The sequence below is a fragment of the Sphingomonas sp. PWP1-2 genome, assembly GCF_049898305.1.
Classification (GTDB): Bacteria; Pseudomonadota; Alphaproteobacteria; order Sphingomonadales; family Sphingomonadaceae; genus Sphingomonas; species Sphingomonas glacialis.
This window is the reverse complement of record NZ_JAFCXM010000004.1, coordinates 157,920-180,114: the sequence shown is the minus strand read 5'-3', so window position 1 is coordinate 180,114 and position 22,195 is coordinate 157,920. Positions and strand designations below refer to the sequence as shown.

The window sequence follows — 22,195 nt, the reverse complement described above, 5'->3', positions numbered from 1 at the left end:
TTTATGCCGCCACCGCAACGATGCCTTCGAGACGATCCTCGAGTTCATCGCTGGCGGCATGGAGTGCGGCGAGCGTCGCCGCGTCGGGAGTCCAGTATTTGCGTTCGGAGGCTTCGATCAGCCGGTTGGCGACACGCGCCGAAGCCTTGGGATTGAGCGCCGCGATCCGCTCGCGCATTTCGGCGTCGAGCACATAGGTTTCGCTGATCCGCTGATAGACCCAGGGATCGACCTCGCCGGTCGTTGCCGACCAGCCCATCGTCGTCGTGACGCTGCCCTCGATCTGGCGGACGCCTTCATAGCCGTGGCGGAGCAGACCTTCGGTCCAGACGGGATTGAGCACGCGCGTCCGAGTTTCGAGCGCGACTTGCTCCTGCAACGAGCGCACCTTGCCGGTGCCTTGCGTCTGGTCGCCGATATAGACCGGCGCGGTCTGGCCGCCCTTGGCGCGCGTCACCGCGCGGCTGATCCCGCCGAGCGTGTCGACATATTGGTCGATGCTGGTGATGCCGAGCTCGACGCTTTCGAGGTTCTGATAGGCGCAATCGACCGTCTGGAGTGCGGCCTTGAGCACTTCGGGCTGGCGTACCGGCGCGCCCTTGACGCCGTAGGCATAGCCCTTTTGCCGCTCGAAACTGTCGGCAAGCTCGTCGGGGTCGGTCCACGCGCCGGTGTCGATCATCAGATTGACGTTGGCGCCATATGCGCCCTCGGCATTCGAGAAGACCCGCAGCGCCGCGGTCTCGAGGTCGCAGCCCTGCGCCGCGGCGTGTGCGCGGGCGTGGCGGCGGACGAAGTTCTGCGCGTCGGGCTCGTCGGCCTCGGCCGCGAGCAAGGCGGCTTGCGCGAGCATCCGCGTCTGGAGCGGCAGCAGATCGCGGAACACCCCCGACAGCGTGACGACGACGTCGATCCGCGGGCGACCGAGCTCTTCGAGCGGGACCAGTTCGGCACCCGCCAGCCGGTTATAGCTGTCGAAGCGCGGGCGCGCGCCGAGCAGCGCGAGCGCCTGCGCGATCTGCGCGCCCTCGCTCTTGAGATTGTCGGTACCCCACAGCACCATTGCGACCGTCTCGGGGAGGTGCCCCGAATCGGCGAGGCTGCGCTCGATCAGCCGCTGCGCCTGGGCCGCGCCGTCCTTGACCGCGAAGGCCGAGGGGATGCGGAACGGGTCGAAGCCGTGGATGTTGCGCCCGGTCGGCAGGATCTCGGGGTTGCGCAGCAGGTCGCCGCCGGTGACCGGGTGGATGTAGCGCCCGGCAAGCGCAGTGACGATACCGTCGATCTCGCCATTGGCCGACAGCGCGGCGTCGAGTGCCGCCAGGTCCTTGAGCAGCGGCGTGTCGGCGGCGCGGGTGCCATCGACCAAAGCGACGATCGTCTCGGGCGGGAGCGTTTCGCCGCGCGCCTGGAGCGTGGCGGCGATCATCGCGATCCGCTCCTCGCGGCTTGCCGCTTCGCCGGCGACGTGGAGGCCTTGCGGGATCAGCTCGCGCTCGATTTCGTAGAGGCGCGCGGCGAGATCGGCGATCCATGCGTCCGAGACCGGATGCGAGCCAGCCGCTTCCTCCGTCACCCCGGGCTTGTTCCGGGGTCCACCGTCATCCTCGCGCTCGGGCTGCAGGTTTAGCGACCCGGTAGACCCCGGCACGAGGCCGGGATGACGGTCGCGAGAACCGAGGTCGAGGTCGTTTGCCTGGTCGCGGATCAGTTCGGCCAGGTCTCGCGCTTCATCGCTGCCCGGTGCGGCGACACGCCAGCGCTCGACCGACGCCTTCAGCGCGGCGAGGCCCTTATAGACGCCGGCGTTGGTCAGCGCGGGCGTGAGATACGATACCAGCGTCGCGCCCGAGCGGCGTTTGGCGAGCACGCCCTCCGAGGGGTTGTTGGCGGCGTAGAGATAGATGTTGGGCAAATCGCCGATCAGCCGGTCGGGCCAGCAGGCCGCGCTGAGGCCGGTCTGCTTGCCGGGCATGAATTCGAGGCTACCATGCGTTCCGAAGTGCAGCACCGCGTGCGCCGCGAAATCCTCGCGCAGCCAGCGGTAGAAAGCGGCGAAGGCATGCGTCGGGGCAAAGCGGCCCGCGAAGAGCAACCGCATCGGATCGCCCTCATAGCCCAAAGCGGGCTGCAGGCCGACGAACACGTTGCCGAACTGCCGCCCGAGGATCTGCACCGAAGTGCCGTCGGACTGCAATTTGCCCGGCGCAGGGCCCCATGACGCCTCGATCTCGGCAAGCCAGGTCTCGCGTGCGACGATCGCGTCGGCGCCGACCTTGGCGTGGACATTGGCCTCGGTCCCGAAGCGCGCGGCGTTCCCGCCGAGGATCGCCTCGCGGAGCGCATCGACGGTTGCGGGAAGCTCGACCTGATAGCCTTCGCGCCCGAGCCGCGCGAGCGTCGCGTGGAGCGAGGCGAAGACGCTGAGGAATTGCGCGGTGCCCGCGGCACCGGCGTTGGGCGGGAAGTTGAACAGCACGATTGCGACACGCTTCTCGGCATTCTCGGCGCGGCGCAGCGCGATCAGCTTCAGCACGCGTGCAGCGAGCATATCGGCGCGCTCGCTGCAGGGCTGCATCGCGCGCGGCGTCGTGGCGTCGGGGAAGCTGCAGTGGCGTGCGCAGCCGGTGCAGGCGGTGCCGTCGGACTTGCCGCCGAACAGCATCGGCACGGTGCCGCCGTCGAGCTCGGGAATCGCGATCATCATCGTCGATTCGAGCGGGAGCAGCCCTTGTGCATTCGCCGCCCAGGCCTGGAGCGACTGGAATTCGACCGGATGCGCGGCGATGTAGGGGACGTCGAGCTTGGCGAGCACCGACTCGGCGGCCGCGGCATCGTTATAGGCGGGGCCGCCGACCAGGCTGAACCCGGTGAGGTTGATCACGGCATCGACCGTCGCGACACCGTCGTGCTGGAACAGCGCCTCGATCGCCGGACGCCCGTCGAGCCCACCGGCAAACGCCGGGATCACGTCGAGACCGCGCGCTTCGAGCGCGGCGATCACGCCGTCATAATGGCCGGCATCCTTGGCGAGGATGTACGAGCGCAGCATCAGCAGCCCGACCGTGCCGTGCGCATCGCGCCGACGCGGCAGCTCGGTCGCGGTGGTGGCGATGCGGCCGGGCAGCGCGGGGTGATAGACGCCGACTTCGGGATACTCGCGCGGCGCCTGCGCCTTGATCGTCCCCCGCAGCGCGCGGCGCGGACCGTCTGCATAGCGATCGACCAACGCACGGATCATCTCGACGACATTGTCGTCCGACGCCGCGAGCCAATATTGCATCGTCAGGAAATAGGCGCGGACGTCCTGCGCGGTGCCGGGGACGAAGCGCAGGATCTTGGGCAGGCGCCGCAGCATCGCCATCTGCTTGGCGCCGCCGCTTGCCGCAGGCTTGGGGGATCCGCGCAATTTCTTGAGCAAGGCGAGCATTCCGCCGCTCGGGCGGTCCATGCGATAGTCGCCCATCCGCGTGAGCTTGACGACATCGCCGCCGGACATCAGCCCGACCATCGCGTCGCAGTCCTCGCGGCGCGCCTCGAGCTGCGGCAGAACCGCGCGGATATGATCCTCGAGGAAGAGCATCGTCGCCAGCACGATATCGCCGCGCGCGATGTCGGCGCGAGCGGCGGCGAGCGTTTCGGGCTTTTCCTCCCAATCGGCGGCGGCGTGGAAGCCGATCGTGATCCCGGGATTTTCGCGCGCCAGCCGCGCCTGCGCGCGCTGGACCGCGCCCGCCAGATGATTGTCGAGCGTGACGATGACGACGTGGACCGCGGTCGATCCAGAGCCGGCGGGGCTGGGTGCGCTAGCGGGCATAATGCGCCTTTGCGTCATAGAGCGTGTCGAGCGTGATCGCGGCGATGCCGTGCTCGGTGGCATAGCGCTCGGTGTTGCGGCGCGCCTTGCCGCGAACGAAGAACGGGATCTTCAGCAGCTCGCGCTCGGCCTCGGCGGACCAGCCCTCCTGATCCTTCTCGGCTTCGGCGGGGATGTGGGCGGGGGACAGCTCGGCGCCTTCAGCCAAGGGGTGGAGGGGGGCGGGCGCGACACCTGCTGTCGCTTCCCCGCCACCATTCGCTGACGGCGTAGGGGCCGCCTCCTGCGGTTCGCGGGGGGGGATTGGAGCGGCGCCATGCCCCAGATGGCTCGCCCCCGCGTGGTCCGAAAACTCGAAATCGTCGCGAAACATCGTCAGCAGATGTTCCTCGAGCCCCATCACCAGCGGGTGGACCCAGGTGTCGAACAGCACGTTCGCACCCTCGAACCCCATTTGCGGCGAGTAGCGCGCGGGGAAATCCTGGACGTGGACCGGCGCCGAGATCACCGCGCACGGGATGCGCAGCCGCTTGGCGATGTGGCGCTCCATCTGCGTGCCGAGCACGAGCTCGGGCTGGAGCTTGGCGATCGCGTCCTCGACTTCGAGATAGTCGTCGGTGATCAGCGGCTCGAGCCCGTACAGCTGAGCGGCAGCGCGGATCTCGCGCGCGAACTCGCGATTGTAGCAGCCGAGGCCGACCACTTCGAAGCCGAACTCATCACGCGCGACGCGCGCTGCTGCGACGGCGTGCGTTGCATCGCCGAAGATGAAGACGCGCTTGCCCGTGAGATAGGTCGAATCGACCGAGCGGCTCCACCATGGCAGCCGCGACGTGTCGAGTGCGGCGGTCGGATCTACGCCAGCAAGCGCGGCGACTTCGGCGATGAAGTCGCGCGTTGCGCCGTGGCCGATCGGCACGGTGCGGACGGTCTTCTGACCATGCGTGCGCTCGAGCCAGCGGCACGCGGTGTCGGCGATCTCGGGATACAGGCTGATGTTGAAATCGGCGTCAGGGATCCGGGCGAGGTCGGCCGGCGTCGCGCCGAGCGGGGCGACGACGTTGACGGCAATGCCGAGCGTCCCGAGGAGCCGGGTGATCTCGACGACGTCGTCGCGGTGGCGAAAGCCGAGCGCGGTCGGGCCGAGGATGTTGGCGCTCGGCGTGTGTGGGCCATCCCTGCGCGGCTCGGCCTCGGCCTTTGCCGGCGGACACAAAGCGCGGACCAGCTGGTAGAAGGTCTCGGCCGCGCCCCAATTCTCCTTGCGCTGATAGCTCGGCAGCTCGAGCGCGATCACCGGGATCGGCAGCCGCAGCGCCGAGGCGAGCCCGGCCGGATCGTCCTGGATCAGTTCGGCGGTGCACGATGCGCCGACGAGCAGTGCCTGCGGCGCGAAGCGATCGATCGCCTCGCGCACCGCGGTCTGGAACAGCGCCGCGGTATCCTTGCCGAGATCGCGCGCCTGGAAGGTCGTGTAGGTGACCGGCGGGCGTTTGCCGCGGCGTTCGATCATCGTGAACAGCAAGTCGGCATAGGTGTCGCCCTGCGGCGCGTGGAGCACGTAGTGGACGCCCTCCATCGCGGTCGCGATCCGCATCGCGCCGACATGCGGCGGGCCTTCGTAGGTCCAGACGGTCAGCTGCATCGCAGCCCCCGGTCGAGCGGAGCGGACGCGGACACCGACGTCATACCTTCAACACGTCGCGCCGCCGCAGCGGACGCGCGAAGAGGTCGGCGAGATCGCCCGCCTGGTCGAAGCCGTGGATCGGCGAGAAGACGAGTTCGATCGCCCATTTCGTCGTCAGCCCCTCGGCCTCGAGCGGGTTGGCGAGCCCGAGTCCGCATACCGTCAGGTCGGGCCGCGCCGCACGGACGCGGTCGAGCTGGCGGTCGACGTCCTGCCCTTCGCTGATCACCGTCTCGGCGGGCAGCAGTGCGAGCTCGCGCGCCATATGCGCGCGATGGAGGTAGGGCGTGCCGACTTCGAGCGGCACCATGCCGAGCTCTTGCGCGAGAAAGCGCGCCAGCGGCAGTTCGAGCTGCGAATCAGGGAGGAAGAAGATGCTCTTGCCGCCAAGCCGGTCGCGCGCATGCGCGATCGCGCGCTTGGCGCGCTCGCGGCCGGGGGCGATCACCGCGCGGAAGTGCATCTCGTCGATCCCGAAGGCGACCGCGGCGGCGTGGAGCCAGGCGGTCGTGCCCTCGGCGCCGAACGGGAACAGCGCATCGAGCCGCACCGCGCCGCGATCTTCGAGCGCGCGCGCGGTTTCGCCGAGGAAGGGCTGCGCGAGCAGGAAGCGCGTGTTGGGCCCGACCGGCGGCATCGCGCCGGCGCGCCGCGCGGGGAAGCTGTGGACGCGCGGGATCCCCAATTGCGCGAACAGCCGCAGGAACTGGTCCTCGACCACGTCGGGGAGCGCGCCGACGATCATCAACTCGAGCGCCGCACCAGGTGCCGTCGCGGCAAGCTCGGGCACCAGCGCGGCAAGGCACGCATCCTCGCCTTCGGTGAAGGTCGTCTCGATCCCGCTACCCGAATAATTGAGCACGCGCGTCGTGCCCGAATGCTTGAGCGACAGCCGCTGCGCCGCGCGCGAGAGGTCGAGCTTGATCACTTCGGACGGGCACGAGCCGACCAGGAAGAGCAGCTTGATATCGGGGCGGCGCGCAAGCAGCCGGTCGACGACGCGGTCGAGCTCGGCATTGCAATCGACCATCCCGGCGAGATCGCGTTCCTCGATAATCGCCGTGCCGAAGCGCGGCTCGGCGAACACCATCACGCCGGCCGCCGATTGCAGCAGATGCGCGCAGGTGCGCGAGCCGACGACGAGGAAGAACGCGTCCTGCACCTTGCGATGCAGCCAGATGATCCCGGTCAACCCGCAGAACACTTCGCGCTGGCCGCGCTCGCGCAGCACCGTGCGTGGGGCGGGTGCGCAGTCGCTGCTCGCGGGCAGGGTCAGCGCGGTCATGCCGTCACCGCCTGCAAGCGCGCGGCGTGGCCGTTGCTCTGCAGCCGGGCGGCGCGCAGCTTGAGCAGGAATTGCGTCGCGTTGACGACATAGGTGGCGTAGGCGGCGAGCGCGAGGAGCATCCGCCCACGTTCGCTGCCGAGCCCGAACGCCAGCATCGCCAGATAAGCGGTGTGCAGGCCGAGCACGAGGAAGCTGACGACATCCTCCCAGAAGAAGGCGTCGGCGAACAGCCAGCGATCGAACACCGCCTTTTCCCAGAACGACCCGGTGATCATGATCGTGTAGAGCGTCAGCGTCTTGAGCACGATCGAGACGGTCGCCGCGGTCGCGCCGTGTCCGGTCGCGAGATAGCGCAGAACCAGCACCGTGCTGACCAGGAAGACGAGGAATTGCAGCGGCGCAAGCAGGCCCTGGACGAGCGTCCAGCGAGTCGCGTCGCGCCGCAGCCGCTGTTCGGGCGTGTAGAGCCCCACCGCTGCCGGGGGGCTCAATGTCGTGCCGGAACGCCCGCTCTGCTGCATTTCCCCGCTCCACTTGTCGTGAGGAAAGACTGGGCCAGCCCATTCAGAGTGTCAATATAAATTGACGTCCAATAATTATGACAGAATGGTGCGGTGCCGCATCGATAGTGCGTTGTCATGGACTTCCGAGAGGCATAGGTTGCGAGTCGCCGGACCAGCCAAACATGGCCGCCGACGTACGTCGCGTGATCAACCAGACCGGGAGAGTCGGGGTGGCTTCGGTGCTCAGGTTCGAAGAGTTCGTCCAGCGCGGTCGTGCGCGGTTAAGTCGCTTGCGCGATCGATCTACGCTCGAAAGGCGCGATACCCCGCAGCCCGCGCCTCCGGCGGACAAGGCGCGCGCGCTAAATCACTTGATCGAATGCGAGATCATCCCCCGCCTGCTCGTTGCGCACGCCGCGCCGATTGCCGCGGCCGAGGGCATGCACAGCGATCGGATCGCCGAGACCGAGGTCGCGGCGTTCGCGCCGCTCGCGCTGCAAGTCGAGGCCGACGAACTGCTCGCGCATGTCGAGGCGCTGCTGGCCCGCGGCGTGTCGCGCGAGACGCTGCTGGTCGATCTGCTCGCCCCCGCGGCGCGGATGCTCGGGCAGTTCTGGGAAGAGGATCGCTGCGATTTCGTCGATGTGACGATGGGCCTGTGGCGGCTGCAGGAGGTTGTCCACGAAGTCTTCGGGCGTACCACCCCCGATGGCCATATCCCGCATCTCGCACGGCGCGCGCTGTTCGCGTCGCTCGAGGGCGACCAGCACAGCTTCGGCACCGTCGTCATCGACGAGCTGTTCTGCGCCAACGGCTGGATGACCGATCGCATCGCCGAAGCGACAACGGCGCAATTGCTCGAGCGCGTTCGCGACACTTGGTTCGACCTGGTCGGATTGACGATCACGTGTGACTGCCATATCGCGCCCTTGCCTTCGATCGTGCGCGCTATCCGTGCGGCGTCTTGTAATCCGCGAATTTGCGTGATGGTCGGCGGACGAGTGTTTGCCCTTGATGCCAGCCGCGCCGCCGCGGTCGGTGCCGACGGGACGGCACCCGACGCGCGTGCGGCGGTTCGCGTCGCTGGCGAGCTGGTCGATGCGGTGGCACGGGAGGCTGTTGCGTCGATGACGGGCTGATCTAATTTCGGGTCGCGCGGGGCAGGCACCCTGCGGGACGAAGGACTTCAGGAGTATGAACGGTTCGGCGATGAACGATCGTCCCCCCCATCCTGCACCCAATGCCTTTTGCGATCCCGAAACGGTGGTGCGCACGCTCGCGCCCCACGCAGCCGTGTCGTTGCTTGCCTCGGTAGGGGATGTCGCGTTGGTGCTCGATTCCGCTGGCGTGATCCGCGACATCGCGGTCCCCAATGCCGAGCTCGACGCGCAGGGCGTGCGCGACTGGGTCGGCCAGCGCTGGCACGATGTCGTCACGTCGGAAAGCCAGCCAAAGATCATCGACATGCTTGCCGAGCATGGCGAGTCGACGCGCTGGCGGCAGGTCAATCACATCCTGCCCAGCGGCGACGTGCCGATCCGCTATCTCGTCATGAAAACGGGTGCCGATGGCAGCATCATCGCGATCGGTCGAGAGATGCGCGCGGCGGCGGCGCTCCAGCAGCGCTTGCTCCAGACGCAGCAGTCGCTCGAACGCGACTATATCAAGCTGCGCCAGGCCGAGGCGCGCTATCGCATGCTGTTCGATCTCGGCACCGAGCCGATCCTGATCGTCGATGCCGCGACGCGCCGCATCCGGGAGAGCAATCCGGCGGCGCTCAATCTGCTTGGCGTCACGGACGGGGCCCTTGCCGACCAGTCGATCGGGGCGATCGTCGCAGCCGAGGATCGGGACAGCTTCATCGCGCATCTCGGCGCGGCGAGCGCAACCGACGATCTCCCGTCGATCGCGGTCCGGCTCGCTGGCGAACACGGCAATGCGGAAATCTCGGCGCGGCTGTTCCGCCAGGGGCGCGCGGCGCTGTTGCTCGTGCGGATCGTCGCGGCTGCGCCGCAGCCGGTGCTCGCCTCGCATGCCGCGGCGGTGGAGGATGTCATCGAGCACATGCCCGACGCCTTCGTGCTGACCGATGCCGACCTCACTATCCTCGTCGCGAACGCCGCGTTCGTCGAGCTGGCGGGCGTTGCTTCGGCCGAGCGCGTGATCGGCGCGCCGCTCGGCACATGGCTCGGGCGTCCCGGTATCGATCTCGACCTGATCCTCGCGCAGATCCGTGATCATACCGCCGTCCGCAACGTCGCGACGATTCTGCGCGGTCAGAACGGCGCGCAGGAAGAGATCGAGCTGTCTGGCGTCGTTGCGCCGCAAGGCGATTCGCTATGCTACGGCTTCACGATCCGCAATGTCGCGCGGCGCTTGAGCAGCGTGGCGCCCGAGGAGCGCGCCGCGCCGCGATCGGTCGAGCAATTGACCGAATTGGTCGGGCGGATGTCGCTCAAGGATATCGTCCGCGAATCGACCGACCTGATCGAGCGGCTCTGCATCGAGGCGGCGCTTGCTTATACCTCGGACAATCGCGCATCGGCCGCGGAAATCCTCGGGGTGAGTCGGCAAAGCCTCTATTCCAAGCTCCACCGGCACGGATTGGGCAATCTCGTCTCGGGCGACAATTGACGCACTGACAGTCCTGCTTGACACAGCGAGTGTCAAAATCATTTGACGTTGGAACGTGTCCGCCATAGCTTTGCGGCATGGCACGTGTGACGACTCCTTCGCTCGCTGCTCCGCAGCTTCCGCGGCTCCGCGACGTGCTCGAGCTGCTCAAGCCGATCACGTGGTTTCCCCCGATCTGGGCGTTCGGCTGTGGCGTGGCGTCGGCGGGCGTGCCGGTAGCGAGCCGATTGCCGTTTCTCATCGCCGGGATCCTGCTCGTCGGGCCGCTGGTGTGCGGCACCAGCCAAGCGGTCAACGACTGGTTCGACCGCCACGTCGACGCGATCAACGAGCCTGGACGACCGATCCCCTCGGGCCGGATCGCCGGCCAATGGGGTCTGTGGATCGCGATGATCGGCACCGTGCTGGCGCTTGTCGTCGCGGCGGCGACCGACCGCTGGGTGTTCGCTGCGACGTGCCTCGCGCTGGTCTTCGCCTGGGCGTACAGCGCGCCGCCGTTCCGGCTCAAGCAAAGCGGGGTCTGGGGGCCGATCGCGGTGGCGCTGACCTATGAGGGGCTGACCTGGTTTACCGGCGCGGCGGTGATGGCGGGGGCGTTCCCGTCGCCGCAGATCCTCGCGATTCTGCTGCTGTACAGTGCCGGCGCGTTCGGCATCATGACGCTCAACGATTTCAAGGCGGTCGAAGGCGATCGCGCGATGGGGATCCGCTCGCTGCCGGCGACGCTGGGCGTCGATCGTGCGGCGCGGCTCGCCTGTAGCGTGATGATCCTCCCGCAAATCGGCGTGATCGTGCTGCTCGGGCTGTGGCAGCACTCGCTCGTCGCGGCGAGCGTTACCGCCTTGCTCGTCGGGCAGCTGGCGTTGATGACGCGCCTGCTGCGCGATCCGCTGCGCTTCACGCCGTGGTACAATGCGACGGGCACGAGCCTGTATGTCCTCGGCATGCTGGCCTCGGCGCTCGGGCTCGGGGGAGTGCTCGGGCTATGACGCGCGCGGGATCGCAGGCGGGGCTCGGCTGGGTCGGTATCGTCCGGTTGGGGCTGGTGCAAAGCGCGATCGGCGCGATCGTGATGCTGGCGACGTCGCTGCTCAATCGCGTGATGGTGGTCGAATACGCCTTGCCCGCGGCGCTGCCCGCCGGGCTCGTCGCGTGGCATTATGCGGTGCAGCTCTCGCGCCCGCTATGGGGGCATCGCTCGGACAGTGGCCGGCGGCGGACGCCGTGGGTGATTGGCGGGATGGCAGTGCTCGCATGCGGGGCGATGCTCGCGGTCGCGGCGGTCGGAGTGGTCGCGCAGTCGGCCGCGATGGGGATCGCGATCGCGGTGCTCGGCTTCAGCTTGATCGGCGCAGGTGTCGGGGCAGCGGGGACGTCGCTGCTCGCGGTCCTCGCCACGCGCGTTGCACCCGAGCGTCGTGCCGCGGCGGCGTCGATCACCTGGATCATGATGGTCGTCGGGATCGTGGTGTCGGCGGGCGTGGCGGGCAAGCTTATCGATCCCTTCTCGTTCGCGCGGTTGCAGCTGGTGGTCGACGGCATCGCCGGCGCCGCCTTCCTGCTCGCGACGGTGGCGATCTGGGGGGTCGAAGCAGCGGGCGGGACACCGCGTCCAGCGACGCCTGCCGCGCGCGTTCCGCTCCGCCCGGCGCTCGCGGCGCTGTGGGCCGATCGCCGCGCGCGCGGGTTTACCGGCTTCGTCTTCCTGTCGATGCTCGCATACGCGATGCAGGACTTGATCCTCGAGCCCTTTACCGGGCTGCGCTTCGGGATGACGCCGAGCCAGTCGACTCAGGTTTCGGGGATCCAGCATGGCGGCGTGCTGCTCGGCATGATCGTGGTCGGGCTTGCCGGGGGCGCGTTCGATGCGCGGCGCGGCACTACGCTGCAGCGCTGGATCGTCGGCGGGTGTATCGGGTCGGCGCTGGCGCTGGCGGGGCTCGCGCTGGCGGCGCGCGTCGGGCCGGGCTGGCCGATCCTTGCCAACATCTTTGCGCTCGGTTTTGCCAATGGCGTGTTCGCAGTCGCCGCGATCGGCGCGATGATGGCGCTGGCGGGCGCGGACGGCGAAGCGCAAGCGGGGTTGCGGATGGGCGTGTGGGGCGCGGCGCAAGCGATCGCGTTCGGGCTTGGCGGGCTGACCGGTGCAGTCGCGGTCGACGTCGGGCGTGCGACGCTCGGCTCGCTGCCCGAGACCTTCATGCTCGTGTTCGGCGCGGAGGCGCTGTTGTTCCTCATCGCCGCCGCTGTTTCGATCGATGCACCGCGCCGCGCCGGCGCGATTGGCCGCGAGGTGACGATATGACACCCGATTTCGACTGTGTTGTGATTGGCGGCGGGCCCGCGGGCGCAACCGCCGCGACCGACCTCGCGCGCAGCGGACGCCGCGTGCTGCTGCTCGACCGCGGCGGGCGGATCAAGCCGTGCGGCGGGGCGATCCCACCGCGCGCAATCCTCGATTTCGAGATACCCGAGCATTTGCTCGTCGCGCGTGCTACCGCCGCACGGATGGTCGCGCCATCGGCCAAGTCGGTCGACATGCCTGTCGGCGACGGTTTCGTCGGGCTGGTCGATCGCGCCGATTTCGACGAATGGTTGCGCGCACGCGCCGCGTTGGCGGGGGCCGAGCGGCGCACCGGAAGCTTCGCGCGGATCGAACGCGACGCCGGGCATCCGGTGGTCGTGCTGCGCGGTGCGCGCGGCGAGGCCGAGCAGCGCATTTCGACGCGCTGCGTGATCGGCGCCGACGGGGCACGCTCCGAGGTCGCGCGGACCGAACTGACGGGGGTTCCGCCGGTACCGTGCGTCTTTGCCTATCACGAGATCATCGCTGCGCCCGCCGATGGCAGCGCCGATTTCGACCCGTCGCGCTGCGACGTTTTCTATCAGGACAAGCATTCGCCCGATTTCTACGCCTGGGTGTTCCCGCACGGCGATACCGCGAGCGTGGGCGTGGGCAGCGCGCGCAAGGGCTTTGCGCTCCGCGCGTCGGTCGCGGCACTGCGCAAGCAGACCGGGCTCGACGCCTGCGAGACGCTGCGCTGCGAAGGCGCGCCGATCCCGCTCAAGCCGCTCAAACGCTGGGACAATGGCCGCGACGTGCTGGTTGCAGGCGACGCTGCCGGCGTCGTCGCGCCGGCGTCGGGCGAGGGCATCTATTATGCGATGGCGGGGGGGCGCTACGCCGCCGAGGCGATCGAGGCGTATCTCGTGACGGGCAAGGCGGCGGTGCTGCGGCAAGCGCGCAAGCGCTTCCTGCGCGCGCACGGCCGGGTTTTCTGGATCCTCGGGATCATGCAATATTTCTGGTACGCAAACGACAAGCGGCGCGAGCGCTTCGTCAAGATCTGCGAGGATCCCGACGTCCAGCGGCTGACCTGGGACGCCTATATGCACAAGCGACTCGTTCGCGCGAAGCCGGTCGCGCATGTCCGCATCTTCCTCAAGGACATGCGCCATTTGCTCGGGCTGGCACCGGCATGAGGCGCACACCATCCGTCGTGCACCCCGCCTGGGGCTTGCCGATCGCGGTTGCGGCGTGTGCCGCGCTGCTCGTCGCGGTGATGGGGGGGACGATCACCGAGATCGGGCCGTGGTATCACGGCTTGGTGCAGCCGCGCTGGGCCCCGCCCGAGGCGGCGTATGGCGTCGTGTGGACGACGATCTACCTGATCACCACTTGCGCTGCGGTCACCGGCTGGCGCGCGATCCCCGACCGGCATGGCGCCGAGTGGATGATCGGGCTCTTCGCGCTCACCGGTTTCCTCAACATCGTGTGGAGCGTGTTGCTCTTCCGGCTGCATCGCCCCGATTGGGCGGCGGTGGAGGCGGTGGCGTGGTGGGTCGCGATCGTGGTGTGGATCTACACGCTGTGGCCGCGTTCGCTCGCGGCGGCCTTGCTGCTGCTGCCGTATCTCGGTGTGGTCACCTTCGCCGGCTATCTCACGATGACGATTGCGCGGCTCAACGGGCCGTTTGGGTGAGCGCGATTGCCGACTGGCTCTATGCGCGGGGGCACGCGATCGACTTGATCCTCGGCATCGTTCTGCTCGAGGCGCTATGGTTGATGCGGTGGCAGGGCTGGACGCTGCGCGCGGCGGTGGCGTGTCTGTTGCCCGGTGTCATCCTGCTGCTGGCATTGCGCGCGGCATTGGTCGGGATGGCGTGGCCGTGGATCGCGCTCGCGCTGGTGCTGTCATTTCCGGCGCACCTTGCCGACCTGATGCTGCGTGATCGCGGTGGGCGCGCGCGGCAAGCGCGGTAATCGGGGCGGGGGACCGCCACCCCAGGCCAGCGCCCGGGGTGACGATCGCTCAAGCGGTGTTTACGAATTTGCCTTGAGATAGGCGATGACGTCGGCGCGCTTCTGCGGGTCGGTTGGCCAACCGGCAAACGACATCTTGGTGCCGGGGACGATGCGCTGCGGATTTTCGAGGTACTGGAACAGCTTTTCCTCGGTCCAGGTGATGCCGCTATTCTTGTTGGCGGTCGAATAGACGAAGCCCGGAATGATCCCGGCCTTGCGCCCGACGACGGCGTGCAGCGACGGCCCGATCTTGTTCACGCCCGCTTCGATCGCGTGGCAGGTCTTGCAGGTGATGAAGTCAGCCTCGCCCTTCTTGGCGTCGCCGGTATAGGCGGCGAGCTTGACCCCGGCGATCGTGTCGACATTGTCTGCAGCGACCGCAGCCGCGGCGGCGGGCGCAGCGGCACCCGGTGCCGTCGCAGGCGCGGCAGCCGGCGCGGTGGCAGCCGCAGTCTCGGTCGTCGTGGTAGTGCTGGTCTGTTCGGTTTCGGCTTTCTTTGCGCACGCCGTCAGCGCAAGCGCGGCGCATGACACGCCGAAGATAATATGGCCAATCCGCATCGTTGATGGTGTGCGCATGATCCTGCTCCTGTTGGTCTGAAGTCTCTCCCGCCCGGCATATTCGACACTATCGGCGCATGCCTGTCCAGCGGAATTGACACTTGTTTGCGATCCGCAGCGGCACGGGGGAGCGGTCTTCAGTGCCGCGCGCGGCGGGCGATCTCCTCGCGGCGCATCCGCCCGTCGTTGAGAAGCGCCTGATGGTAGCGGCGCAGCGCAGCGCCTCTCCGCCGCTGCGCGCCGTCCTCGATCGCCAGCGCGGCGAGCATTTCGGCGGTGCGCGTCATCGGATCCTGCGCGATTCGCGCGAGATCGGCGTCGAACGGCGCGAAGGCGACGGGCTCGCCTTGCCACGCGACCAACCGCGCGCGCGCCTCGTCGATCGACTGGCCGTCGCGGTGGATCGCGAGATCGGCGAGCGCGCGCCCGATCCGGAACAGCCGCCAGTGGAGCTGGCCGAGCGCGGCGCGGGGATCGTGTGCATAGCCCCCGTCCTGCGCGATCCGCTGCTCGATCGCGATGCTCCAGCCTTCGGGGAAGTACGGTGCATAATCGAGCCGCAGCGGATGCGGATCGGCGATCGCCTCGATCGGGAGCTGGATCATATGCCCGGGGACGAGTTCGTGCGCGACGACGCTGGGGAGCGTCCAGCGCGGTCGATCGTGGACATGCGTGAGATCGACGCGGTAACCGCCGGGATGACCGGGCGTCGGCAGCGTGCGCGCACCGATCCGGCCGGCGGCGATGTCGGCGGCGCTTGGTCGGATCGCGGCCACGTCGAGCGCGTAGCGCGGCACGGGACCGATCAGCGCCGGCACTTGCGCGCTGAACATCGCGAGCCAGCGGTTCATGTCGGCCACTGCAGCATCGCGACCGGCGTCCGAATCGGGGTACAGGTCGCGCTCGTCCTGCCATAGCCGCGTGAAGCCCGCGCCGGTCGTCGTGCCGCTGATGCCGATCGCAGCGAACAGTTGCGCCGCCTGCACCTCGCAGCGCGCGCGCTCGCGCTCGAGCCGGTGCGTCGCGGCGTCGAGCGTGACGCCGTCGCCGAGCTTGCGGCGCAGCAGGAGCGTAAGCAGGCCTGCGTCGCGGGTGCCGCTCGGCTTGGCGCGCGGATCGACCCCGCGCGCGACGATCGCGGCATCGACCGCGAGCCCTGCGCGCGCCGTCACGAGATCGAGCCGCACGGCCGGCGAGAGTGCGGCTGCATCGAAGGACGCGAGGAAGCGCAATGCCGTGATCGGATCGCGCTCGGCGCGTGCGGCGTCGAGTGCCGCGCGCAAGGCGTCGCTGGCCGCACGCGCGCGCCACGGCAGCAAGGCGAGCGCCGCGCCGCCGGCGAGGACCGCACGCCGCGTCGTCATCGCGCGCGGTCGGCGAGCGCCACGCGATTGTTCTGGCGCGTCACCTCGGCTGCGCCGTCGAGCGGATCGACCTGGACCGCGAGCTGTTGCGGGTCGCGGCCGGGGGGGATCGTCAGCGTGACCGTGGCGGTGCGGGGCAGCAGATCGCTCGGCGCGGCAAGCGGGGCGAATGGGACGCTGGCGAACATCGCGTCACCCCACAGCGAGACGCGCGCTCGCGGCGTCGCGACCGCGCCGAGGCTGTGGACGGTGACGTGCACGGTGCGCCCCTCGACCCGGATGTCGTCGCGGCCGATGCCGAGATCGGGCCGCGTCTCGACGGGCGCCGATGGCGTGACGAGCGCGAAATCGTAGACCGTCATCCGGCCGGGTGCGAACGCTACGGGCGCACTTGCGCTGCGTTCGAGCGTGATCGCCTCCGCGGGGGCGGCCGCGATCATCGTCTTGCCGTCGTCGGTCGTCGTGCCGCGCGTCATCGACCAGCGGCCGGCGGTGACATTCCAGGTCGTCATCGTCGCGGCCTGTGGCGTCGCGCCGATATTGTAGCCAAGCACGCGGAAGTGCGTCGGCGTCGCGTTCGGCAGCAGGATCGCGACCTGTTCCGCAGCCCCGGCTTGGGCAAAGCGCCAGCTCACCGTGTTGCCCGGCCAGGTCTGGTTGCGCTTGAGCGCGATCCCGCCGAGCCGTTCGCGCTGGAGGATTTCGTTGGGCTGCTCGACACGGTCGGACCACCAATGCCCCTCGGTGTACATCGCCATATGCTGCGATTTGTCGGCGATCGCGTCGCCGTGGAGCGCGGCGAGCGCGCCGAGATCGCCGCTTGCCGACCAGGCGGCGTAGCGTGCGAACGCCTCGTCGCCCTTCGCCGCGCGGGCGAGCAACGCCGAGCCTTGCGGGAGCGCGGTGAAGGCGTTTTCGTTGAACTCGGCGAGCGCCGCGCCGCCGCCCTTGGTCGCGCGCGCCTCGATCGGGCGGAGATATTTCGCGTCGCCCGTGAAGCGCCATGCCGCCCACGCCGATTGCAGCGGCGTCGTCACCCCACCGCCATCGCCGACGCGCGTGGCGTCACTGCGCCAGTTGATCTCGTTGGGGTAGGACCACAGCCCGTCGTCGCCCTGTTTGCCATGCGCCATCCAGCCATCGACCGTGCCGACAACGAGACCGCGCGCCGCGGCGTTCCCGTTGTAGAGCCCGAGCAGGATCGGCGCGTGCATCACCGTCCAGCTATACGGCTTCTGCCACTCCCACGCGCCTTCGCGGTACATCGTGCGCCCGCCATACCAGTTGCTGGCGAAGTGGAGATGCCCGGCGGGGTTCTTGAGGATCACGCCCTGCAGCGCCTTGGCGGTCGCCATCAGCCGCTCGACCGCGATCGGCTCGCCCCAGTTCAGATAGAGCCGCTCGGCGTCGGAGTTGAGCCCTTCTTCATAGGCGTGGAGCTCGTCGGTGGTGATGTAGCCGAGGCCGTTCACGCGCATGCCGTTCTTGTACGACGCGTCGGCGAGCGCGCGCAGCGAGGCGTTGATCTTGTCGGGCTCGACGCCCATCAGCGCGAGGCCCGGCCATTGCTGCGTCAGATCGGTATCGTCGGAAATGCCGCCGCCGAAATCGCCGTACGGGACCTGGCGATGGTCGATCCACCAGTCGACGAACTGCCGTGTGAGCTTGAGATCGTCTAGCTGGCGGAACGCCCACAGCGGCACCCCCGCGGGGGCGGTGGGTTGCACGAAGGCGGGCATGTTCTCGGGGCGATAATCGATGTCGGCCCAATATTGCCGCGCGAGGACATTGTCGGGATCGACGCGCAGCAGATCGCTGATGTCGCCGAACACGCGCGCATAGAGCGCCTCGCGCTTCGAGGCGGTGTGCTCCTCGACGAGGAAGCCCCAATTGTCCTTCACCTGGTTGAGCCGGTCGGCGATATGTTCGGGAAGCGCGGCGGCGCGGTCCTTGAACACCAGGCGGATCTTGGCGCCGTTGAGCGATGCCGCGTCGAAGCCCGCGTCGCTCGACGCGATGCTGAGATAGAGGCTGTCGTTCGACAGGATGCGGTCGCGCAGGTCGAGCCACAGCGTGCGCGCCTCGCCGGGGCGGACCGCGACCGACAGGTCGATCATGTCGCGCGCGGGCCAGATCGGGTCCTTGACGCGGATGTCGAGCGCGATCGGGCCGCTGCCTTTCAGCGCGGGCAAGTCGAGCGCGATGCCGTCGAGTCCGTCATGGAGGTTCTGCCAGCCATAATCGAACGCGCGCGCGAGCGGCTTGTCGGGATAGGCGTCGCCCAGACTCGCCGGGATGAGAATGTGGACGATCGGCAGGCCCGCACTGCGCGGCTGGACGGGCGCACCGGCACCCGCCGCGCCCGCACCGACCGCGGCCTTGATCCCCGCGCTCGGCAGCGCGACGACGGTGCTGCGCTCATCGGGCGCGTATCGCCCGGCGATGAAGCTCTCGAGCGGGGCGAGCGACGCGATCCGAGTCGAGGCGTTGGCATCGAGCGTGTAGGAAAGTTTGAAACGTCCCGCCGGCTCGGCCCCGGCCTGGACGTCATACGCCCACAGCTCCTGGATCGGTTGCTCCTGCATCGTGTTGACGAAGCTCAGCGTGCCGCCCTGCCGCTCGGGCGTGGTGGTGACGCTGCGCACGACGCCCTTCGCCCGCGTCGCGAGCGTTGTGGAGGTGCCGCGTCCCGACCATGACAGCGATCCGTACGCCGCGCCGCGGATCTCGACGCGGTTGAAGCGCTCGCCCGCCGGGACGGTCAGATCGTAGCGCTTGCCGCCCTCGACATAGACGTTCCAATCGGGCAGCTCGAAATAATCGTCGCGGCCGGGGAGTTTCGAGCGATTGTAGACGCCGGGCCAGGTCGTCTCGGCGATGCCGTCGACGCCCTTCCACATCCATTGCTTGAGATCCTTCGCGTCGGCGAATTCGACCTTGCGCACGGTGGTGACGGGCGCGTCGAGCAGCGGCGGCAGCGTCTTGTCCCAGCCGTAGCGGTGGAGCCAGGCGGTGCGCCGGCCGGTAGTGTCGGGCGCCGCCGCGGCGGCAGGCTCGCGCTTGTCGGCGAGTGCCGCGACATCCTCGGGGCGCAGCATGTGATCGTAGACGCGAATCTCGTCGAGATCGCTGCCGCGCATGAAATGATAGCGGCTCTGCACCTGGTGCGGCGACATCACGCGGCCGGCGAGCCCGAACTGGTCGAGTCCCGAATCGAGATCGGCGACTTGATCCTTGCGTGCGACGAGCGCGCCGTCGACGAACAGCTGGACGCCTTTGGTCTCGTCCCACGCGAAGGCGATGTGCTTCCAGGCATCGGCCGCAGGCGTCTGCGGGATCGTCCACGAGACGCGGATTCGCGACAAATTGGCGTCGGTGACGAAGGCGTCGAAGCCGTGGCCGTTCCAGTCGATCCGCAGGAACGCCATGTCCCAGCTGCTGTGATCGGCAAAGCCTGTGCGGAAGATCACGAACGGCGCCTGGCCGAGCGGGTCGCGCGGCCGCCAGAAGAAGCTCAGCGTGCCGCGCTGCGCGCGAAAATTGCCTGGCGCCTTCCACGCGACATAGCCGTCATCCGCCCAGCGCGCCGCGCCGCCGATCGCGCCATCGGGGACGACGGTCACGTTGCTGCGGAAATTCGGGACGGGATCGCCGACCGCCACATCCGCAGTCAGGCTGGCATCGGCCGAGGCGCGGAACAGCAGGCCGTCCCCGTGGCTTGGCGCGTCCTGCGCGATTGCCGGCGACGCGACCGCGATCGCGATCAGGCTCGCCAGTCCGACCTTACAGCGCATCGACGCGAGCCAGGCGCGGGGAGAGGAGATGGATCACGCCGACCGCGATCAGATAGACGCTGCCCGCGACCGCGAAGATCAGCGTGTAGCTGCCCGTCGTCTGGAGGATGTAGCCGGTGAACTTGGCCATCCCCATCCCGCCGATCGCGCCGACCATCCCGCCGATCCCGACGACCGAGCCGACCGCCTTGCGCGGAAACATGTCCGACGGGATCGTGTAGAGATTGGCCGAGAAGGCCTGGTGCGCGGCGGTCGCCAGCCCGACGATCGCCACCGCCGCCCACAGATTGGCGACATATTGCGCAAAGAAGATCGGCATGACGAGGAAGGCGCACGCCAGCATCACCGTCTTGCGCGCGCGATTGGCGCTCCAGCCGCGCTTCATCAGTTTCGACGACGACCAACCGCCCGCGATGCTGCCGAAATCGGAGATGAGATAGATCACGACGAGCGGCGGGCCGAAGCTCTTGAGATCGAGGTGGTATGCCTTCGACAGGAAATCGGGCGTCCAGAACAGGAAGAGCCACCAGATCGGGTCGATCAGGAACTTGCCGAGCGCATAGGCCCAGGTCTCGCGATAGCCGAGCAGCTGGATCCACGGCATCTTTCCGCTCGCATCGGCGGGGTCGCTCTCGATATACGCAAGCTCGGCCGCCGACACGCGCGGCTGTTCGCGCGGGCGGCGATAGATCGCGATCCACGCGACGAGCCAGACCAGACTCGCCACGCCGGTGACGATGAACGCCATCCGCCAGCCGAAGGCGAGCGTGATCGCGGGAACGATCAGCGGCGTGATCACCGCGCCGATATTGGCGCCGGCGTTGAACAGGCCGGTGGCGAAGGCGCGTTCGCGTGCCGGAAACCATTCCGACACCGCCTTGATCCCCGACGGAAAATTGCCCGATTCGCCGAGCCCCAGCACCGCGCGCGCGGCGGCGAACTGCAAGGTCGATCCGGCAAAACCGCACAGCGTGTGGCCCGCGGTCCAGATGATGAAGGCGAGCGAATAGCCGACGCGCGCGCCGAGCCGGTCGACGATCGACCCGAAGCTGATATAGCCGATCGCATAGGCCGCCTGGAACCAGAAGACGATGTCGGCATAGGCGTTCTCGTCCCAGCCGAATTCGCCCGAGATGTTGGGCTTGAGCAGCCCGATCATCTGCCGGTCGACATAGTTGATCGCGGTCGCCGCAAACAGCAGCCCGCAGATCAGCCAGCGATACCGCCCGCTCGCGCCCGCCACTGCGGCGCTGCCCGTGCTGTCGATCGGAAATTCGGCCGTCGCCATCATCGCTCTCCTGTCGGCGGCCCTATGCTGGGCCTTTATTCCGAAAATCGTCGGGGTCTCGCTATTGCGCGGAAATGCTGCACGCCACCTGCAGGCGGTTATCGAAGATCGCGACGACCTTCGCACCGATCGCGACCGGATGCACGCCGCTGACGGCGCCGGTCGAGATCCATTGTCCCGCAGACAAGGCGATCCCGCGCGCCGCCATCAGCTCGAACAGGAAGCGCGCCGCGCCGAACGGGCCGTCGAGCATCGTCGCGGCGGTCGCGACGCCGGTCGTGACGCCGTCGATCGTCAGTTCGACCGGCCAGGCGTTGACGTCGATGTCGCGCCAGTCGGACACGTCGGCGCCGATGACGAGCCCGTTATTGTTGCCGAAGTCGGAAATGGTGACGCCTGCGCCGTGATCGTTGATACCGCCGAAAGGCGAGCTCGCGATCTCGATGCCGACGCAGACGCGGTCGATCAGCGCTGTCGCCTCGGCGAGCGTATAGTTGCGCTTGGCGGGGTCGGGCGCAGTGCCGATGCGCAGCAGGAACTCGGCCTCGGCGGCGGCGAAGCCACCGGCGAAGACGGGCATCGCGCGCGGCGTGTCGCCTTCGTCGAAGGTCTGGTCGGCGAAGATCGGGCCGGCGAGGCGGTCGGCGCCTTCGAACGGCGGGTTGATCCGCCCGACCTTCCAGCCGGCGATCGGCTTGTCGGTCAGCGCGATCGCGGCGTCCTGCATCGCATAGGCTTCGGCGAGCGCCGCGGGCATCGTGCCGGGATATTCGACCAGGGCGGTGGCGTTACGCCGCGCCGTGACGAATTCGCTGGCGATCCGCGTGATATTCGTTTGACCGGTTTCGGACGTCACGTGCCGCAATCCCCCCTCGTGCCGTTCGATCGGCTTGTCGCGACTGGGTATGGGAAACCGGTGTCATTGACAAGAGGGGGTGCGACGGATCGCGTCG

Annotated in this window: 16 protein-coding genes; 7 read left to right on the top strand and 9 right to left on the bottom strand. The window is 68.5% G+C overall.

Annotated elements, in window-relative coordinates; translation table 11 throughout:
* Position 1: 1 nt before the first annotated feature.
* The 4 genes from ACP7C5_RS11790 to bchF are packed head-to-tail and all read right to left on the bottom strand — an operon-like array spanning position 2 to position 7,313.
* Positions 2 to 3,817, bottom strand: coding sequence for a magnesium chelatase subunit H (locus ACP7C5_RS11790; protein WP_426264396.1), 3,816 nt, complete (start codon positions 3,815 to 3,817; stop codon positions 2 to 4).
* Entirely contained in the window at positions 3,807 to 5,462 is a 1,656-nt protein-coding gene (bchB, locus tag ACP7C5_RS11785; protein WP_426264395.1) for a ferredoxin:protochlorophyllide reductase (ATP-dependent) subunit B, read from the bottom strand. Before bchB ends, ACP7C5_RS11790 begins: the two co-directional genes overlap by 11 nt.
* A 40-nt stretch (positions 5,463 to 5,502) precedes the next feature.
* The gene (locus ACP7C5_RS11780) at positions 5,503 to 6,789 is read right to left on the bottom strand and encodes a ferredoxin:protochlorophyllide reductase (ATP-dependent) subunit N (protein WP_426264394.1); all 1,287 of its coding nucleotides are present in this window, start codon (positions 6,787 to 6,789) and stop codon (positions 5,503 to 5,505) included.
* Positions 6,786 to 7,313: a 2-vinyl bacteriochlorophyllide hydratase gene (bchF, locus tag ACP7C5_RS11775; protein WP_133191451.1), complete on the bottom strand. Its 528-nt coding sequence runs from the start codon at positions 7,311 to 7,313 to the stop codon at positions 6,786 to 6,788. The genes ACP7C5_RS11780 and bchF overlap by 4 nt, the downstream gene beginning before the upstream one ends.
* Positions 7,314 to 7,477: 164 nt before the next feature.
* On the opposite strand from bchF, the gene ACP7C5_RS11770 reads away from it, so the two are divergent.
* The 7 genes from ACP7C5_RS11770 (at position 7,478) to ACP7C5_RS11740 (ending at position 14,193) form a co-directional block, all read left to right on the top strand.
* On the top strand, positions 7,478 to 8,434 hold the full coding sequence (locus ACP7C5_RS11770; RefSeq protein WP_426264393.1) for a cobalamin B12-binding domain-containing protein: 957 nt from the start codon (positions 7,478 to 7,480) through the stop codon (positions 8,432 to 8,434).
* 70 nt (positions 8,435 to 8,504) lie between these two features.
* Positions 8,505 to 9,929 carry a transcriptional regulator PpsR gene (ppsR, locus tag ACP7C5_RS11765; protein ID WP_133191453.1) on the top strand — a complete coding sequence of 475 codons (1,425 nt, stop codon included), beginning with the start codon at positions 8,505 to 8,507 and terminating at the stop codon, positions 9,927 to 9,929.
* Positions 9,930 to 10,006: 77 nt separating this feature from the next.
* On the top strand, positions 10,007 to 10,918 hold the full coding sequence (chlG, locus tag ACP7C5_RS11760; RefSeq protein ID WP_426264392.1) for a chlorophyll synthase ChlG: 912 nt from the start codon (positions 10,007 to 10,009) through the stop codon (positions 10,916 to 10,918).
* Positions 10,915 to 12,234, top strand: a complete 1,320-nt coding sequence (locus tag ACP7C5_RS11755) for a BCD family MFS transporter (RefSeq protein WP_426264391.1) — start codon at positions 10,915 to 10,917, stop codon at positions 12,232 to 12,234. Before chlG ends, ACP7C5_RS11755 begins: the two co-directional genes overlap by 4 nt.
* On the top strand, positions 12,231 to 13,412 hold the full coding sequence (locus tag ACP7C5_RS11750; RefSeq protein ID WP_426264390.1) for a geranylgeranyl diphosphate reductase: 1,182 nt from the start codon (positions 12,231 to 12,233) through the stop codon (positions 13,410 to 13,412). The genes ACP7C5_RS11755 and ACP7C5_RS11750 overlap by 4 nt, the downstream gene beginning before the upstream one ends.
* Entirely contained in the window at positions 13,409 to 13,912 is a 504-nt protein-coding gene (locus ACP7C5_RS11745; protein ID WP_133191457.1) for a TspO/MBR family protein, read from the top strand. The genes ACP7C5_RS11750 and ACP7C5_RS11745 overlap by 4 nt, the downstream gene beginning before the upstream one ends.
* Positions 13,909 to 14,193, top strand: coding sequence for a hypothetical protein (locus tag ACP7C5_RS11740; RefSeq protein WP_426264389.1), 285 nt, complete (start codon positions 13,909 to 13,911; stop codon positions 14,191 to 14,193). Before ACP7C5_RS11745 ends, ACP7C5_RS11740 begins: the two co-directional genes overlap by 4 nt.
* 60 nt (positions 14,194 to 14,253) lie before the next feature.
* Here the strand turns inward: ACP7C5_RS11740 and ACP7C5_RS11735 are convergent, their stop codons facing one another.
* The 5 genes from ACP7C5_RS11735 to ACP7C5_RS11715 all read right to left on the bottom strand — a co-directional run bounded on the left by ACP7C5_RS11735 (position 14,254) and on the right by ACP7C5_RS11715 (position 22,098).
* Positions 14,254 to 14,814: a c-type cytochrome gene (locus tag ACP7C5_RS11735; RefSeq protein ID WP_229839376.1), complete on the bottom strand. Its 561-nt coding sequence runs from the start codon at positions 14,812 to 14,814 to the stop codon at positions 14,254 to 14,256.
* A 119-nt stretch (positions 14,815 to 14,933) separates the two neighbouring features.
* Positions 14,934 to 16,160: a DUF885 family protein gene (locus ACP7C5_RS11730; protein ID WP_426264388.1), complete on the bottom strand. Its 1,227-nt coding sequence runs from the start codon at positions 16,158 to 16,160 to the stop codon at positions 14,934 to 14,936.
* Entirely contained in the window at positions 16,157 to 19,954 is a 3,798-nt protein-coding gene (locus ACP7C5_RS11725) for a LamG-like jellyroll fold domain-containing protein (protein WP_426264387.1), read from the bottom strand. The genes ACP7C5_RS11730 and ACP7C5_RS11725 overlap by 4 nt, the downstream gene beginning before the upstream one ends.
* Positions 19,944 to 21,242 (bottom strand): MFS transporter, encoded by a 1,299-nt coding sequence (locus ACP7C5_RS11720; protein ID WP_133191460.1) that lies wholly within the window; start codon positions 21,240 to 21,242, stop codon positions 19,944 to 19,946. The genes ACP7C5_RS11725 and ACP7C5_RS11720 overlap by 11 nt, the downstream gene beginning before the upstream one ends.
* A 61-nt stretch (positions 21,243 to 21,303) precedes the next feature.
* A complete protein-coding gene (locus ACP7C5_RS11715; RefSeq protein ID WP_426264386.1) occupies positions 21,304 to 22,098 on the bottom strand; it encodes a 2-keto-4-pentenoate hydratase in 795 nt (264 codons plus the stop codon).
* Positions 22,099 to 22,195: the final 97 nt, after the last annotated feature.